This is a genomic window from Achromobacter sp. ACM04, assembly GCF_014851465.1.
In the GTDB taxonomy this organism is placed as follows: domain Bacteria; phylum Pseudomonadota; class Gammaproteobacteria; order Burkholderiales; family Burkholderiaceae_B; genus Achromobacter; species Achromobacter aegrifaciens.
Map to the genome: position 1 here is coordinate 36281 of NZ_JACUZS010000007.1, position 13127 is coordinate 49407.

At 64.7% G+C, this 13127-nt stretch carries 17 protein-coding genes and 1 tRNA gene; 2 read left to right on the forward strand and 16 right to left on the reverse strand.

Features of this window, described 5'->3' with window-relative positions; translation table 11 throughout:
- Positions 1–93: 93 nt before the first annotated feature.
- The 10 genes from IB259_RS30195 to IB259_RS30240 all read right to left on the reverse strand — a co-directional run bounded on the left by IB259_RS30195 (position 94) and on the right by IB259_RS30240 (position 9183).
- Positions 94–942, reverse strand: a complete 849-nt coding sequence (locus IB259_RS30195; protein WP_054458608.1) for a MaoC/PaaZ C-terminal domain-containing protein — start codon at positions 940–942, stop codon at positions 94–96.
- A 51-nt stretch (positions 943–993) separates the two neighbouring features.
- On the reverse strand, positions 994–1914 hold the full coding sequence (locus tag IB259_RS30200; protein WP_054458610.1) for an SDR family NAD(P)-dependent oxidoreductase: 921 nt from the start codon (positions 1912–1914) through the stop codon (positions 994–996).
- Between the two features lie 62 nt (positions 1915–1976).
- Complete coding sequence (locus IB259_RS30205) at positions 1977–3002, reverse strand: tripartite tricarboxylate transporter substrate binding protein (RefSeq protein WP_054458611.1); 1026 nt, start codon at positions 3000–3002, stop codon at positions 1977–1979.
- A 42-nt stretch (positions 3003–3044) separates the two neighbouring features.
- Positions 3045–3257: an acetyl-CoA carboxylase biotin carboxyl carrier protein subunit gene (locus IB259_RS30210; RefSeq protein ID WP_054458613.1), complete on the reverse strand. Its 213-nt coding sequence runs from the start codon at positions 3255–3257 to the stop codon at positions 3045–3047.
- On the reverse strand, positions 3254–4621 hold the full coding sequence (locus IB259_RS30215) for an acetyl/propionyl/methylcrotonyl-CoA carboxylase subunit alpha (protein WP_192331000.1): 1368 nt from the start codon (positions 4619–4621) through the stop codon (positions 3254–3256). The genes IB259_RS30210 and IB259_RS30215 overlap by 4 nt, the downstream gene beginning before the upstream one ends.
- A 10-nt stretch (positions 4622–4631) precedes the next feature.
- Positions 4632–6176, reverse strand: coding sequence for an acyl-CoA carboxylase subunit beta (locus IB259_RS30220; RefSeq protein ID WP_192331002.1), 1545 nt, complete (start codon positions 6174–6176; stop codon positions 4632–4634).
- A gap of 32 nt (positions 6177–6208) precedes the next feature.
- Positions 6209–6877, reverse strand: coding sequence for a 3-oxoacid CoA-transferase subunit B (locus IB259_RS30225; protein ID WP_192331004.1), 669 nt, complete (start codon positions 6875–6877; stop codon positions 6209–6211).
- Positions 6864–7553, reverse strand: a complete 690-nt coding sequence (locus IB259_RS30230) for a 3-oxoacid CoA-transferase subunit A (protein WP_054458619.1) — start codon at positions 7551–7553, stop codon at positions 6864–6866. The genes IB259_RS30225 and IB259_RS30230 overlap by 14 nt, the downstream gene beginning before the upstream one ends.
- A 59-nt stretch (positions 7554–7612) precedes the next feature.
- Complete coding sequence (locus tag IB259_RS30235) at positions 7613–8785, reverse strand: thiolase (protein WP_192331005.1); 1173 nt, start codon at positions 8783–8785, stop codon at positions 7613–7615.
- A complete protein-coding gene (locus tag IB259_RS30240) occupies positions 8782–9183 on the reverse strand; it encodes a Zn-ribbon domain-containing OB-fold protein (RefSeq protein WP_119450742.1) in 402 nt (133 codons plus the stop codon). The genes IB259_RS30235 and IB259_RS30240 overlap by 4 nt, the downstream gene beginning before the upstream one ends.
- 150 nt (positions 9184–9333) lie before the next feature.
- Here IB259_RS30240 and IB259_RS30245 point away from each other — a divergent pair, with 150 nt between their 5' ends.
- Positions 9334–10266 carry a LysR family transcriptional regulator gene (locus IB259_RS30245; protein WP_054458626.1) on the forward strand — a complete coding sequence of 311 codons (933 nt, stop codon included), beginning with the start codon at positions 9334–9336 and terminating at the stop codon, positions 10264–10266.
- Between the two features lie 13 nt (positions 10267–10279).
- On the opposite strand, the gene IB259_RS30250 is transcribed toward IB259_RS30245, so the two are convergent.
- On the reverse strand, positions 10280–10873 hold the full coding sequence (locus IB259_RS30250; RefSeq protein ID WP_054458628.1) for a YSC84-related protein: 594 nt from the start codon (positions 10871–10873) through the stop codon (positions 10280–10282).
- A 328-nt stretch (positions 10874–11201) separates the two neighbouring features.
- Here IB259_RS30250 and IB259_RS30255 point away from each other — a divergent pair, with 328 nt between their 5' ends.
- On the forward strand, positions 11202–11360 hold the full coding sequence (locus IB259_RS30255; protein ID WP_054458630.1) for a DUF6726 family protein: 159 nt from the start codon (positions 11202–11204) through the stop codon (positions 11358–11360).
- Positions 11361–11414: 54 nt separating this feature from the next.
- On the opposite strand, the gene IB259_RS30260 is transcribed toward IB259_RS30255, so the two are convergent.
- From IB259_RS30260 to IB259_RS30275, 5 genes are all read right to left on the reverse strand, one after another.
- Entirely contained in the window at positions 11415–11657 is a 243-nt protein-coding gene (locus IB259_RS30260) for a hypothetical protein (RefSeq protein WP_054458632.1), read from the reverse strand.
- A gap of 207 nt (positions 11658–11864) precedes the next feature.
- Complete coding sequence (locus tag IB259_RS30265) at positions 11865–12398, reverse strand: DUF4189 domain-containing protein (protein WP_119450744.1); 534 nt, start codon at positions 12396–12398, stop codon at positions 11865–11867.
- A gap of 81 nt (positions 12399–12479) precedes the next feature.
- On the reverse strand, positions 12480–12779 hold the full coding sequence (locus tag IB259_RS30270; RefSeq protein WP_255509616.1) for a DUF2514 family protein: 300 nt from the start codon (positions 12777–12779) through the stop codon (positions 12480–12482).
- Positions 12745–12933, reverse strand: a complete 189-nt coding sequence (locus tag IB259_RS31120; RefSeq protein ID WP_309600015.1) for a DUF2514 family protein — start codon at positions 12931–12933, stop codon at positions 12745–12747. Before IB259_RS31120 ends, IB259_RS30270 begins: the two co-directional genes overlap by 35 nt.
- 106 nt (positions 12934–13039) lie before the next feature.
- A tRNA-Ile gene (locus tag IB259_RS30275) sits at positions 13040–13118 on the reverse strand.
- Between the last annotated feature and the right edge of the window lie 9 nt (positions 13119–13127).

The window sequence follows — 13127 nt, forward strand, 5'->3', positions numbered from 1 at the left end:
CAGACTCACCTTGAGCTGGGGCGCTCTTCCATTTTGCGGCGCGCAAATGCCCCGCTCGGGACAACAGCCCGGACTCGCCCGCCCTACCCAGCGCTAAGCGACCCGCAACACCCCATTGTCAATGACGATCGCGTCGCGCTCGATGACTTTCGCCCGGAAGGAGCCATCCCGCCAGACGTCTACGCTCAGCGTCTCGCCGGGATACATCGGCCCGGAAAACCGCAGCGACACGGAACGCACCGCCCCGTTGCCCGCAGGCTGCAACTGCCTGGCGACAGTGTGCGACACCAGGCCAAACGTACACAGGCCATGCAGTATGGGGCGGGGAAAGCCGGCTGCCTGGGCGACCTGCGGATCGCAGTGCAACGGGTTGTAGTCGCCATTAAGGCGATACACCAGCGCCTGCTCGGGCCGGGTGCGCGCCTGCACGGTCCAGTCTGGCGGCCCGCCGGGCATGGCGTGCGCCGGGCGCGCCTGCCTGCCCGCGTTCGCCATGCCGCCATCGCCCCTGAGCACGTGGGTCGCGAAAGTCCGTGCGATGAGCTGCCCCGTGCCGGCATCCGTCAACGTTTTTTCGGAATACAGCAACAGCCCCTTCTCGCCCTTGTCGACAACCTCCACGACGCGGGTCTTGCCTGTCAGTTCGCCGGCGGCGGGTATGGGATGGAACAGTTCCATTCCCTGTTCGCCGTGCAGCAAGCGCACCGTATCGGCCCCGATATCGGGCGCATCCAGCCAGAAGCCTGGATAGCCCAGCACCACCGCCATGTAGGGCAGCACCAGCGGATCATGCCGCCTGCCCACGTAGGCCAGGTCGGAGGCATCCACAGGATCCTGTCCCAAGCCCACCGACAGCGCGTACAGCATGACATCCCGCTCGGTGTAGCGCTGCCTGATTTCCGGCAATTCGTAGCTCATCAGTTGCTCATGGCTCAAGCGCATGACGTTTCTCCCTTTGGTCCCGAAGACACATCCATGACCACGGCGTCCGGTTCAGATCGGATCCCAGCTCATCACGTCGGGCGAACGCTCCAGCGGATAGAAGTGCTTCTGCATTGCCGGAATGGCGACCTCGGCAATGCGCTGCGGCGTCCAGCCTTCGCTGAAATGGACGGAGCGCAAGGGCCGCGGCTGGCTCATCAGCATGATTTCGTTGGCACGCACTGCGAATATCTGGCCGCTGACCTCGCGCGCGGCGTCGCTGAGCAAGTACACGGCCATCGGCGCAATCTTGCCCGCCTCCATTTTCTTGAGCTTTTCCACGCGGTCCCGCTGTTGCGGCGTATCGGTGGGGATGGAACTGGTCATGCGGCTCCAGGCCGAAGGGGCGATGCAGTTGGAGCGCACGCCATACCGCCCCATATCCAGCGCAATCATCTTGGACAGGGCCACGATGCCCAGCTTGGCCGCTCCGTAATTGGCCTGGCCAAAGTTGCCGATCAGCCCTGAAGTCGAGGTCATGTGCACCATCGCGCCGCTCTCCTGTTCGCGAAAGTGCGTGGCAGCAGCCCTGCTGACGAAGAATGTGCCATCCAGATGCACCGCGATGACGGCCCGCCATTCTTCCTCGCTCATCTTGTGGAAAGAGCGGTCGCGCAGGTTGCCCGCGTTGTTGACCACGCCATCGATGCGGCCGAAGTGATCCATGGCGCACTGGACGATGGCGTTGGCGGACGCGTACGTCGCGACTGAATCGAAGTTGGCGACGGCCGTCCCGCCCGCGGCGCGGATCTCGGCGACGACTGCGTCCGCAGGCGCCACCGCGGCGGACAGGTCATCGCCATTGAGCGCGACCCCGATATCGTTGACCACGACCTTGGCGCCCTCGGCCGCCAATTGCAAAGCTATCTCTCGGCCGATGCCGCCCCCGGCCCCGGTCACCACCGCCACTTTGCCTTCCATCATGCGTTCCATGCCTGTGTCTCCTCAAAGCGGGCCTGCCGGCTGCCTGCGGCAGACCCGATACTGTCGATTGCCTACTCGGTCGTTACGTTGGCGCGGCGCACCACCTCGGCCCACTTCCTTCCCTCGCTGCCGATGAAGGCGGCGAACTCCGCGGGCGTATCGGGATTGGGCACCGCTCCCTGGTCGCGGATCTGCTTCTGCATGTCGGGCGTCTGGATGATGGCGACCACCTGCTTGTTGATCTCCGACACGACGTCGTCCGGCGTCTTGGCGGGCGCCCACAGGCCGAACCACGACACGACCTCGTAGCCGGGCACGCCCGCCTCCGCCACGGTGGGCACGTCGGGCAGCTGGTCGCTGCGCTGGGCCGAGGTCACTGCCAGCACCTTCAGCCGGCCCGCCTTGATATGCGGCAACGCCGAAGGCAGGTTGTCGAAGATCATCGAGATCTGGCCGCCCAGCAGATCCGTCACGGCCGGCGTGCTGCCTTTGTAGGGCACATGCACCATGTCGACGCCGGTCATCATCTTGAACGTCTCGCCTGACATGTGCAGCGTGCTTCCGTGTCCGGAAGAGCCGAAGGTGAGCTTGCCGGGATGGGCGCGGCCGTAGGCGATCAGCTCCTTCACGGTGTCGTATGGCGCGTTCTTGGGCACCACCAGGGCATTCGGCACCATGGCGGTACGCGTGATCGGCGCGAAGTCCTTGATCGCGTCGTAGGGCATGGATTTGTAGAGACTGGGATTGATGGCGTGCGTGCCTATCGTGCCCATCACGAGCGTGTAGCCGTCCGGCGCGGCGCGCGCCACCTGCGCGGTGCCGATGTTGCCGCCCGCGCCGGGCTTGTTTTCGACCACCACGGACACGCCCCAGTGTTCGCTCAGGCGCTGGCCTATCACGCGTGCCAGGATATCGGTCGTGCCGCCCGCCGAGAACGGCACGTTTATCGTCACCGGCTTGTTGGGAAAGCCCTGCGCCGTCTGCGCGCCCGCCGCGCCGGCGCCCAGCAGGGCCGCCACTCCCAGCAACGCCAGGAACGTCAGGGGACGCTTGCGCGCAGAAGCTGCGGGCGCGTCTTTTTTGATTGTCTTGAACATAGTCTCCTCGCTTTTCTTATCCAGGTTCAGAGGCGGTCCGCCTCAATCCAGCACAGCAAGATCCTGCCCTTCCTCCACTTCATCGCCGACCGCAACCAGAATCTGCGCGATACGGCCTGCTGCCTCGCTTTCCACGGGAATTTCCATCTTCATGGACTCGACCTTGAAGGCCTCGTCGCCCGTCTGAATCCGTGCACCCTCTTCCACGCAACACGCGACCACACGGCCTGCCACGTTGGAGACGATTTTTTTCATGCCAGCTCCTTTACCGACTCTGTTGAAATCACTGCCTGCAAGCCGTCAACGGTCATCGCACCGGCCTGGAACCGCTCCGACGCGAGCACCTGAAGAATCATGGGAATGTTGGTCTTGATGCCCTCTATCCGCATCGCGCCGAGCGCGCCGGTCAACTCGCGGATGGCGGCGGCGCGATCATCGGCATGCGCGATGACTTTCGCCACCATGGGGTCGTAATGGCTGGAAACCCGGTTGCCCCGCGCGTAGCCCGTCTCTATCCGCAGGCCTGGGCGAGGCGGCGGCAACTCGAACGCTTTCAGAACGCCGGGAGATGGCAGGAAACGCACGGGATCCTCGGCATACACGCGCGCCTCGATCGCATGTCCCGCGACGGCAGGCGGCCTGTCAATCACCGACGACAGCTTTTCGCCCGCAGCCAGGCGGATTTGCGCCTGCACGATGTCCACGCCGGTGACCGCTTCCGAGATGGCGTGCTCGACCTGCAGGCGCGTGTTGACCTCCAGGAACGAAAAGCCGCTGTCCGGCGTGTACAGCATCTCCACCGTTCCGATAACGTCGTAGCCGATCTTCCCCAGGATCGCCGACAGCCGTTCGGCCATGCCAGCCACGGCCTGGCGGTCGATGGCCGGCGCCGGCGCTTCCTCGATCACCTTCTGGTATCTGCGCTGGGTGGAACAGTCCCGTTCGAACAGGGACAGGACATTGCCAAACCTGTCCGCCAGGAACTGGAATTCGATATGCCGCGGCGACGGCACGAATCGCTCCAGGTACAGCGCGGCATTGGCAAACGCCTTTTCGGCCATGCCGCTGGCGCGTTTCCAGCAGTCGGACAGCGATTGCGGATCGTGGACGGGGATCATGCCTATGCCTCCGCCACCGCCCGCAGGCTTGATCAGCACCGGATACCCGAGTGCGTCGGCGGCCTGGCGTACCGCGACCATGTCGTCGCGAGGCAGGATGCCGGTGCTGCCGCCTGCCTGCAGGCCATGCCGTTGCATCAACTCGCGCGCGCTCGCCTTGTTGCCCAGCACATCGATCCACCTGGACGAAGGTCCGATGAAGCAATGCCCCGCCGCTTCCACTCTGCGTGCGAATTGCGCGTTCTCGGAAAGGAATCCGTAGCCCGGATGCAGCGCATCGGCTCCACAGCGCGCCATGACCTCAAGCAGCAGGTCCTGGTTGAGATAGCTGGCCCGCGCCGGCGCGGGCCCGATGCAGTAGCTCTCATCGGCCTGGAGCACGTACGGCAGGTCGGCATCGGTCTCGGAGTACACCGCCACGGATTGCAGGCCCAGCGCCTTCACGGCACGCAGGATGCGCGCGGCAGCGGCCCCCCGGTTGGCAATCAGGATCTTCTTCATCTGCATCCTCTCAGGGCCGGTATCCGGTGGTCACCTGGCCGGGCCGGCGCAGCGGCGCGGCCAGATTGGCGAACTCGACCAGGCGCGCTCGCGTGCAGGCCGGATCGATGATGTCCTCGATGACGAAGGCCTCCGCGCTGCGGAACGGGGACGTCAGGGCCCGCACTCTTTCCTCGATCTCCGCGCGCTTGGCTTCCGGGTCGACGGCCGCCTCGATCTCGGACCGGTACGCCACCTCCAGGCCGCCCTCGATGGGCAGCGAGCCCCATTGCGCCGATGGCCAGGCATAGCGGAAGTTGAAGCGGCTGGAATTCTGATGGCCGCCCGCTGCCACGCCGAAAGCGCGCCGCATGATCAGCGAGAACCAGGGCACCGTCGACTGCGCGACCGCCGTCAGCGCCCTCACCCCGGCGCGCATCACGCCGTCCTTCTCGGCTTCCAGACCGATCTGGAAACCCGCGATGTCGACCAGGTTCACCACCGGCAAATGGAAGGTCTCGGCCAGATCGACCAGGCGGGTGAATTTCTCGGCGGTATGCCGGTCCCAGCCGCCGCCATAGTGATAAGGGTTGCTGGCGGCGAACAGCACCGGCCAGCCATCCACCCGGGCCAGGCCGCCGACAATGGCCTTGCCCCAATGCCGGCCGATTTCGAACACGCTGCCGGGATCGAACAAGGTTTCCAGTATCGGCCGGATCTTGTAGACCTTGCGCGTGTCCTTCGGGATGGCCGTGCGCAGCCAGTCCTGGTCCGCAGCCACGGTCGGGATCTCGCCCCTGGGCGCAAGATCGTGCACGGAGGCGGGCATGTACGACAGGAAGCGCCGCGCGGCCGCGAAGGCCTCGTCCTCGGAATCCACCTCGTCGTCCACCACGCCATTGCGCGTATGGATGGCGCTTCCACCCAGTTCGTTCTTGCCCAGGTTCTGGCCGATCTTGGCCACCACCGGAGGACCCGCGATGAACAGCTGCGAAGTGTCCTTCACCATGACGGAATAGTGGCTGCCCGCCACGCGCGCAGCCCCTTGGCCCGCCACCGACCCGAGGGCCAGCGACACCACCGGGACCTGCGCCAGGTTGCGCGCCACATAGGCCCAGATCTTCATCTTCGGCAGCAGCGCATGCCCCATCTTCTCGATGTTCCTGACCGAGCCGCCGCCGCCCGTACCGTCGATGAGGCGCACCAGCGGAATGCGCAGATCGAACGCCATCTGCTCGGCGAATATCATCTTGTCGCCCACGGCGCCGTCGTTCGCGCCGCCGCGCACGGTGAAGTCGTCGCCCACGACCACGACGTTTTTACGGTCCAGCGCCGCGCGCCCCATGATCACGTTCGAGGGCATCACATGGACCAGGCGGCCCTGTTCGTCATATTCGCCGCTGCCGGCCAATCCGCCGACTTCGACGAACGAACCGCCGTCGACCAGCCGTTCGATCCGTTGGCGGATGTCCAGCTTGCCTGCGTCATGCTGACGCTTCACCTTGTCCTCGCCCCCCATGCGCAGGGAAAACGCCTTGCGGCGCGCCAGTTCGTCCAATTCCTGCGTCCAGCTCATTGCTTCCTCCCATGACGGCGCCAGCCTGAAACTCAGGGCGCCAGTTCGATCCACGCCTCGTCCAGCGTCAGTTCCACCGCGGTCCGCGCCTGCAGCGCCGCGAAATCCAGGCCGCTCACCATCGCCCGCACATGCAGCCCGTCCGGCCTGATGTCCAGGATGGCCAGATCGCTATAGATGCGATCCACCACGGCCTTGCCGGTAAGGGGATAAGTGCATGCGGGCACGATCTTTGGCCGGCCGTCGCGATCCACGTGCTGCATCATCACGAAGATGCGCTTGGCGCCCGCCACCAGATCCATGGCCCCGCCGACCGCCGGTATCGAGTCTTCGCGCCCCGTGTCCCAGTTGGCCAGGTCGCCGTCGGCCGACACCTGGAAGGCGCCCAGCACGGTGAGATCGATATGGCCGCCGCGCATCATCGAAAAGGACACGACGTGATCGGTGATCGACGCCCCGATGTCCAGCGCGACGGGCTCCTTGCTGGCGTTGAGCAGATCCCCGTCGACCTCGGCGCCTGGCGGCAGGCCTTTCATGCCCAGGATGCCGTTTTCGCTATGCAGCACCACGCCGCGCTCCGGCTTCAGGTAGTCCGCCACCGACGTCGGCATGCCTATGCCCAGATTGACGTACGAACCGGGCGGAATGTCGTCGGCGACGATCTGCGCCATGCGCGCGCGGGACAGGCTATTGATGCTCATTGGGGCACTCGACGATGCGTTGAACGAATATTCCGGGCGTCACGACCTGTTCCGGCGCCAACGCCCCCAGCGGCACCACCTGGTCGACCTGAGCCACCGTGAGCCTTGCGGCCATGCACATCACAGGTCCGAAATTGCGGCTGGCGTAGCGGTAGGTCAGATTGCCCGCGCTGTCGCCGTACTGGGCCTTCACGAAGGCCACATCGCCCGGCAACGGCTCTTCCAGCACATACCCCCGGCCGTTGATGGAGCGCGTTTCCTTGCCTTGCGCCAGCCGCGTCCCATAGGCCGTGGGCGTGAAGAAAGGTCCCATGCCCGCGCCAGCGGCGCGCAGGCGTTCGGCCAAGGTGCCCTGCGGCACCACCTCCAGCTCGATCCTGCCCGCCGCATACCATTCGCCGAACGCGGCGGCATTGGGCTTCCTGGGATTGGAGGAACGGGCGAAGGAGCAGATCACCTTGCGCACCCGCCCCGCACGGATCAACTGGCTCAAACCCGGCTCGCCATTGCCGGCGTTGTTGTTGACGATGGTCAGTTCGCGCGCGCCGGTTTCCAGCAGCGTCTGCAACAGTTCCGTTGGCACGCCGGATGCGCCGAACCCGCCGATCAGCAGTGTGGCGCCATCCTCCACCCCGGCCACGGCGGACTCCAAAGTAGGCACGATCTTGTTCAACATTGCTTTCCCCATGGCGATGGATGCGGTCGTTCCGCCTCTACCGCAAACTTGTCGGACGGTCAGAGCGCAGGCAAGGCGCTCAGGATCGCGGTGGACTGGCTGGACAAGGTCCCGCCGTTGCCATGCACCAGAGCCAGGTTCGGATCCTTCAACTGGCGCGCTCCGCATTCGCCGCGCAACTGCCTGACGGCCTCGACCATGAGAAATACGCCGTACATGCCGGGATGCACGCAGGACAAGCCGCCGCCGTTGGTATTGACCGCCAGCCGCCCGCCCGGCGCGATTGCGCCGTCGTCCACGAACGCGCCGCCCTCGCCCTTCTGGCAGAAGCCCAGGTCTTCCAGGAACAGGATGGTGTTGATGGTGAAGGCGTCATACAACATGGCCAGGTCCATGTCCTTTGCAGATACGCCGGCCATCTCGTAGCAGCGCCTGCCCGATTCAAGCGCCGCCGTCACCGTTAGGTCATGCATGGAGGAAACCTGCCGGTTCCACACCGCGGTGGCGTTGCCCATCACGTACACCGGCTTCCTGGCGCAATCGCGGGCCCGGTCCGAGCGCGTCAGCACAAAGGCGCCCGCGCCATCGCTGACCATGCAGCAGTCGCGAACGGTAAAGGGCTCGCAGACCGGACGCGCAGCCTCCACATCCGCCAGCGACAGCGGCTCGCGCATGGCGGCGTCGGGGTTCAACTGCGCCCATTTCCGCGCGGCCACCGCCACTTCCGATAATTGCTTGCGCGTGGTGCCGTACTGGTGCATGTGGCGGCTCGCGGCCAACGCATACGCCGCCACCGGCAAAGGCGGGTCATAGGGCGTTTCGTAGGGCTGAGGGTCAAGGGATTTCCGCGCGCGAGTCAGATCGGCGCGGTTGAACTTGGCGGTGCGCTGGGTGCTGCCGTAGCAGACCAGGACCGCATTGCATTGCCCGGACGCCAGCGCGTGCATTGCGGGCAGCAGATGCGCCACGTAGCTGGAGCCGCCTATCATGGTGCTGTCCAGGAAGGTCGGCCGTATGCCCAGATACTCGACCACCGACATCGCCCACATGGGCGACAGGGAACTGCATGTCGTAATGCCGTCTATGTCCTTCAGGCTCAGGCCCGCATCGGCGATCGCAGCCATGGCGGCCTGCGCCAGCACCTCCTGCTCGGTATAACCGCGGGCCTGACCCAGCCCGGCCTGCCCCACGCCCACCACGGCAGTCTTGCCCCTCAAATCGCGCAGCGTCATGCCACTGCTCCCATAGGCACAAAGACCACTTTCGCCGCCTCGCCGTCTCCAACGATCCTGGCGCTGACGCGCATGCCGATCCGCACATGTCCAGGCGCGATCTCCGCGACACGGCTCATCATCCGCACGCCTTCCGGCAGATCCACGAGGCACACGTTGTAGTCGCCGCCCTGCTCCGCATCGCGATACACGGTGGTGCTGGCGTACACCACGCCCTCCCCCGCGGGGCTGAACCAATCCAATGCCGCGCCGCCGCAATGGGGGCATACGCAGCGCGGATAGAACACCGCCTGCCTGCAATCGGCGCAGCGTTGGATCTGAAACCGGCCTGCCGCCAGGCCCTCCAGATAAACCTGCTCGGGTCCGCCCGCTGCCTGCGCACTGCTCTGGATCTCCACCCTTGTCTCCTGTCATCTTTTTGAACCTGCCAACATTGCGGCTCAGTGTAGGGACAGGCGTGCGGCAGATAAACGGACCCGAGGGCAAATCACCTTTAACTTTGCGCGCGGGAATGGCTAAGATGGCGTGCACCCATCAGTCCGACCGCCATGTACATCCTGATAGACCATCTCAAGCATGTTCTGAATTTCGTACGCGTCGCAGACAGCGGCAGCTTCACGGCCGCGGCGCACCGGCTCGACATCTCCACCGCATCGGTGAGCAAGAGCGTCTCGCTGCTTGAGGCCAAGCTGGGTGTGAAGCTGCTCAATCGCACCACGCGCAACCTGTCGCTGACCGACGATGGCGAATTGCTGCTGCAGCGCTGCCGCCACATCCTGCTGGAAGTGGAAGCCGCCGAGGCCGAAGTGACTGGCGCCAGCGTGAGCCCGCGCGGCAAGCTGCGCGTGCATGCACCGGTCGGGTTGGGCAGGAAGGTCATCATGCCCGCGCTGCTGTCGCTGACCGCGCGCTATCCGGAGCTATCGATCAATGCCGATTTCAGCGACCGCATGCCCAATCTGGCCGAAGAAGGATTGGATGCCACCATACGGATCGGCGTCACGGCGGATTCGCGCGTCATCGCCAAGACCTTGTCCCGGCTGCGCTACGTCACGTGCGCCAGCCCCGCCTATCTGGCCGCACACGGCACGCCGGCCACGCCCAATGAGCTGGAACGGCACAACTGCCTGGCCTACGTCCAATGGCAGACGGGCCGATATCACGAATGGGATTTCCAGAAAGGCGATGAGCGCTACACGATCACGCCCGGCGGCAATCTGAACGTGAATCATCCGGAAGCCATTCTGGACGCCGTGGTGGCCGGCGCGGGCATCGCCCGCATGGCCAGCTTCATCGCGGAATCCGCCGTGCGGGACGGACGCCTGAAGCTGGTGCTGACGGACTGGATGGCGCCCGGCGCGCCGGTCCAGCTGGTCTATCTGCCGAACCGGCACCTGTCGCCGCGCATCCGGGCCTTCGTGGATGCGATGACAGAGGCCTTGCCGCCGCAATTGCCTTGGGAAAAGGCAATGGGGCTGTAAGGGTGCGGGCCGCTTACAGCAGCAGCGGTGAAATCTTGCTGCCGTCCACCGACACCCCGGCCATGAGGCCGCCGTTGTTCAAGACGAAGCCGACGATGGGCTGCTGCGCGGTGTAGGTATCGATGCTGCCGTTGACGCCCACATTGGCCACCGCGACCGTCGCGTCCGCCCCCACTGTCCAGCCGCTGCTGGCCCGGAACTTGGCCAGGGCGCCGTCGGTCATGAACAGCACCACCATCGCCTTGGACTGCGCGCCGGCCTGCAAGCCGATGGAGCCGCCCGTGATGCTGTAGTAGCCGGTATCCGACCCGCCTACGCGCAGCACGCCCGTTCCATGCTGCGCGCCTACGATGAAGCTCGCGCTCAATACGCCCGGAAACACCAGCACGCCACGCGCGCGTTCCACCAATTGCTTGGCCTGGGACGAGGACTGATAAAGCTTGGTCAGGGTCGCGTCGGCTGCGGTATCGAGTTCCTGCCGCTTTTCCGCAGCCGTAGCCGAGGATTGGGCGGTGGTCGTGGTGCAGCCGGTGAACGCCAGGCTGGCCACGCCGAGCATCGCTGCGAGCACGCCGGCCCGACCTGCCTTGGGGAGAGTATCAAGCATGTAGCGCTCCTTATTGTTGTTGGACGCCCTTCCAGGCGCGCCCGGAAGGAGAACGCCACCATCCTACCTGGGATTTTCCGGCCTTGGCGCCATACAAGCGGGATCTGCGTTACTTCCTGTTCCAGGACGAGCAAGTGTCATTACACTTGGCCAGCATTTCCCCACTAATTGCCGTGCGGACGCAAAGCAGAATGCCGCTTCCGCCATGCATCGTGCACATTCTCTTCAGATGGAAATCCGCGTCTGAACATGATCGGCATCGACGCCGTGCGACACCGTCAGCCCTTCCTCGGGCAGCGCCTTGACCAATTATTTTCGAGCACGTCCGATGAAGTGGATCCTGGTCTCAATGCTATGCATGTTCGCGTCCGGCTGCGGTGTCGTCGCCGCCCCGTGCCGTATCGCATCTGCCGCCATCAAGATCGTGCCGGTCGTCGGCGACGTCGCGGCGGCGCCGACGGATGCTTGCGCGGAAGTCATCGACTGATGCGTTGCCTACGCTGTTCCCTTGCCCGCGGCAGACACAGTTGCTTGATCCCGCTTAGCTACATGTGACAACGCTGACCATGCTCAATGCGCTGGTCAGGTATTGGATCGCGGCTGCTTTCTCCGGAGTCTGGTGAACGGACGAATTTTCCAGCTTTACCAAGGCATGCCTCATCAACTCGCCGGGAGACATCATTGAGATGTCAGACGCCATTGGGCGAGCGCCGCTCCACGCCAGGGCTTCCGCCTCGAAAGCCAGAGGGTCTGGGGCAGTACCAGGCAGGGCGTTGGATTTCATCGGAGTTCTCCATTGCTGTCTTGCACAAAAGGAGATCAGAGCGAGGGCCGACACGAAAGTTCCGGTGTGACGGCAGGCCGTCGGTACTTGGCGCTTGCAGATGACGTTAGATCACGGCCGGACAGCGGGTCAAACGCCGACTATCGCCCGATGGTGCGCCGCCCACGCCCCATACAGCAGAGACAGCGGGAGGGGACCCGCAGCGGCCTATTGTATGAACTCCGCCTGGCTGCAATTGGAGAAATGGACGGTGCATTCCGTCAGGTTCTTCTCTTTGCAGATGTCCATGGCGTCGTCGGTCGCCTGCTCGATGGTGTAGTGCTTGCGGAACATGGTGAAGTACTGGCCATTGCCGACCGCCCCCGAAGCCACGATCGCGCACTGATTGTAGAACGTCATCGCCGTCTTGCAGTCGGTGCCGCCCTTCGAGACACAGTGAGCAATGGCCGCCTTGGTCGCTTCGCGCTCGCTGCCACGGTTGCCCGCCATGCCGACCAGGTTTTCCTTGCTGGACGCGAATGCGCCCCAGCGGGTTTCCCAATGCCCCTGCGGACGCGGCGGCGGCGGCGGCACGCCACCGCCCTGCGGCACTTGGTAAAGGCCAGGGATGGGGATGCACTGGGCCGGCCCCTGGGTGGACATGGTGTAACCATCGCCGCATCCCTGCTCCGCCGCCGCCGGACGCGCAGCGATGAGGACCAGGGCCGCAAACACAAGGGCAAGACAGGGAGCGCGCTTCATCCAGTTTTCCCGTAATGATGGCCGAACTGCCGGAATTTGCGGATATTAGCAGTTCCATGTGGCCGCACATGGTCGCAATACTCAACCCCCACCCTGGCCGTTGGGGTCTCGCACCTCATCGTAGGCCCGTTCGCATGTCAGTCCCGCGATGCGGGCACGATCTGCAACGTCCGCAAGCGCTTCAGCTCGATCGATAGCGCGGCCAAGCATGTAGGCGAGCAGATCGACGGCAGCGGCTCCTGACGGGCCTGCGTCGGCAAGGGCGGGCTGTTCGGCAACTGCGGCGCGAGCCAACGTGTTTGCGCGGGCACGCAGCCGGTCACGCTCAACACGAGTGCCAGCAGCATCAGCGACCGCGACAGCGGCTTTTTTTCTGGGCATTATCGCGGGCTTGCTCCATGGCGGCAGTGCGTCGTCGTTCTTCGGTTCTCGCCGCCTCAACAGCGGCAACAGTGGCCTGGGATTGCGCATCCCGCTCAATGGCCTGGACAGCACGCAACTCGGCCACCTCCCGGCCGTGGAACGCGCCCAGCACGAACCAAGCGACGCCGAGAACGTCAAGATTATGTCAATATCGGAGCCGGAAAAGAAACAGCCGCCATTGCTGGCGGCTGTAGGTGCCTGAATTAACAGGACTTTCTTGGTAGGCCCCCCGAGAGTCGAACTCGGCACCAACGGATTATGAGTCCGCTGCTCTAACCAGGCATGAGCTAGAGGCCCTAAAAACTT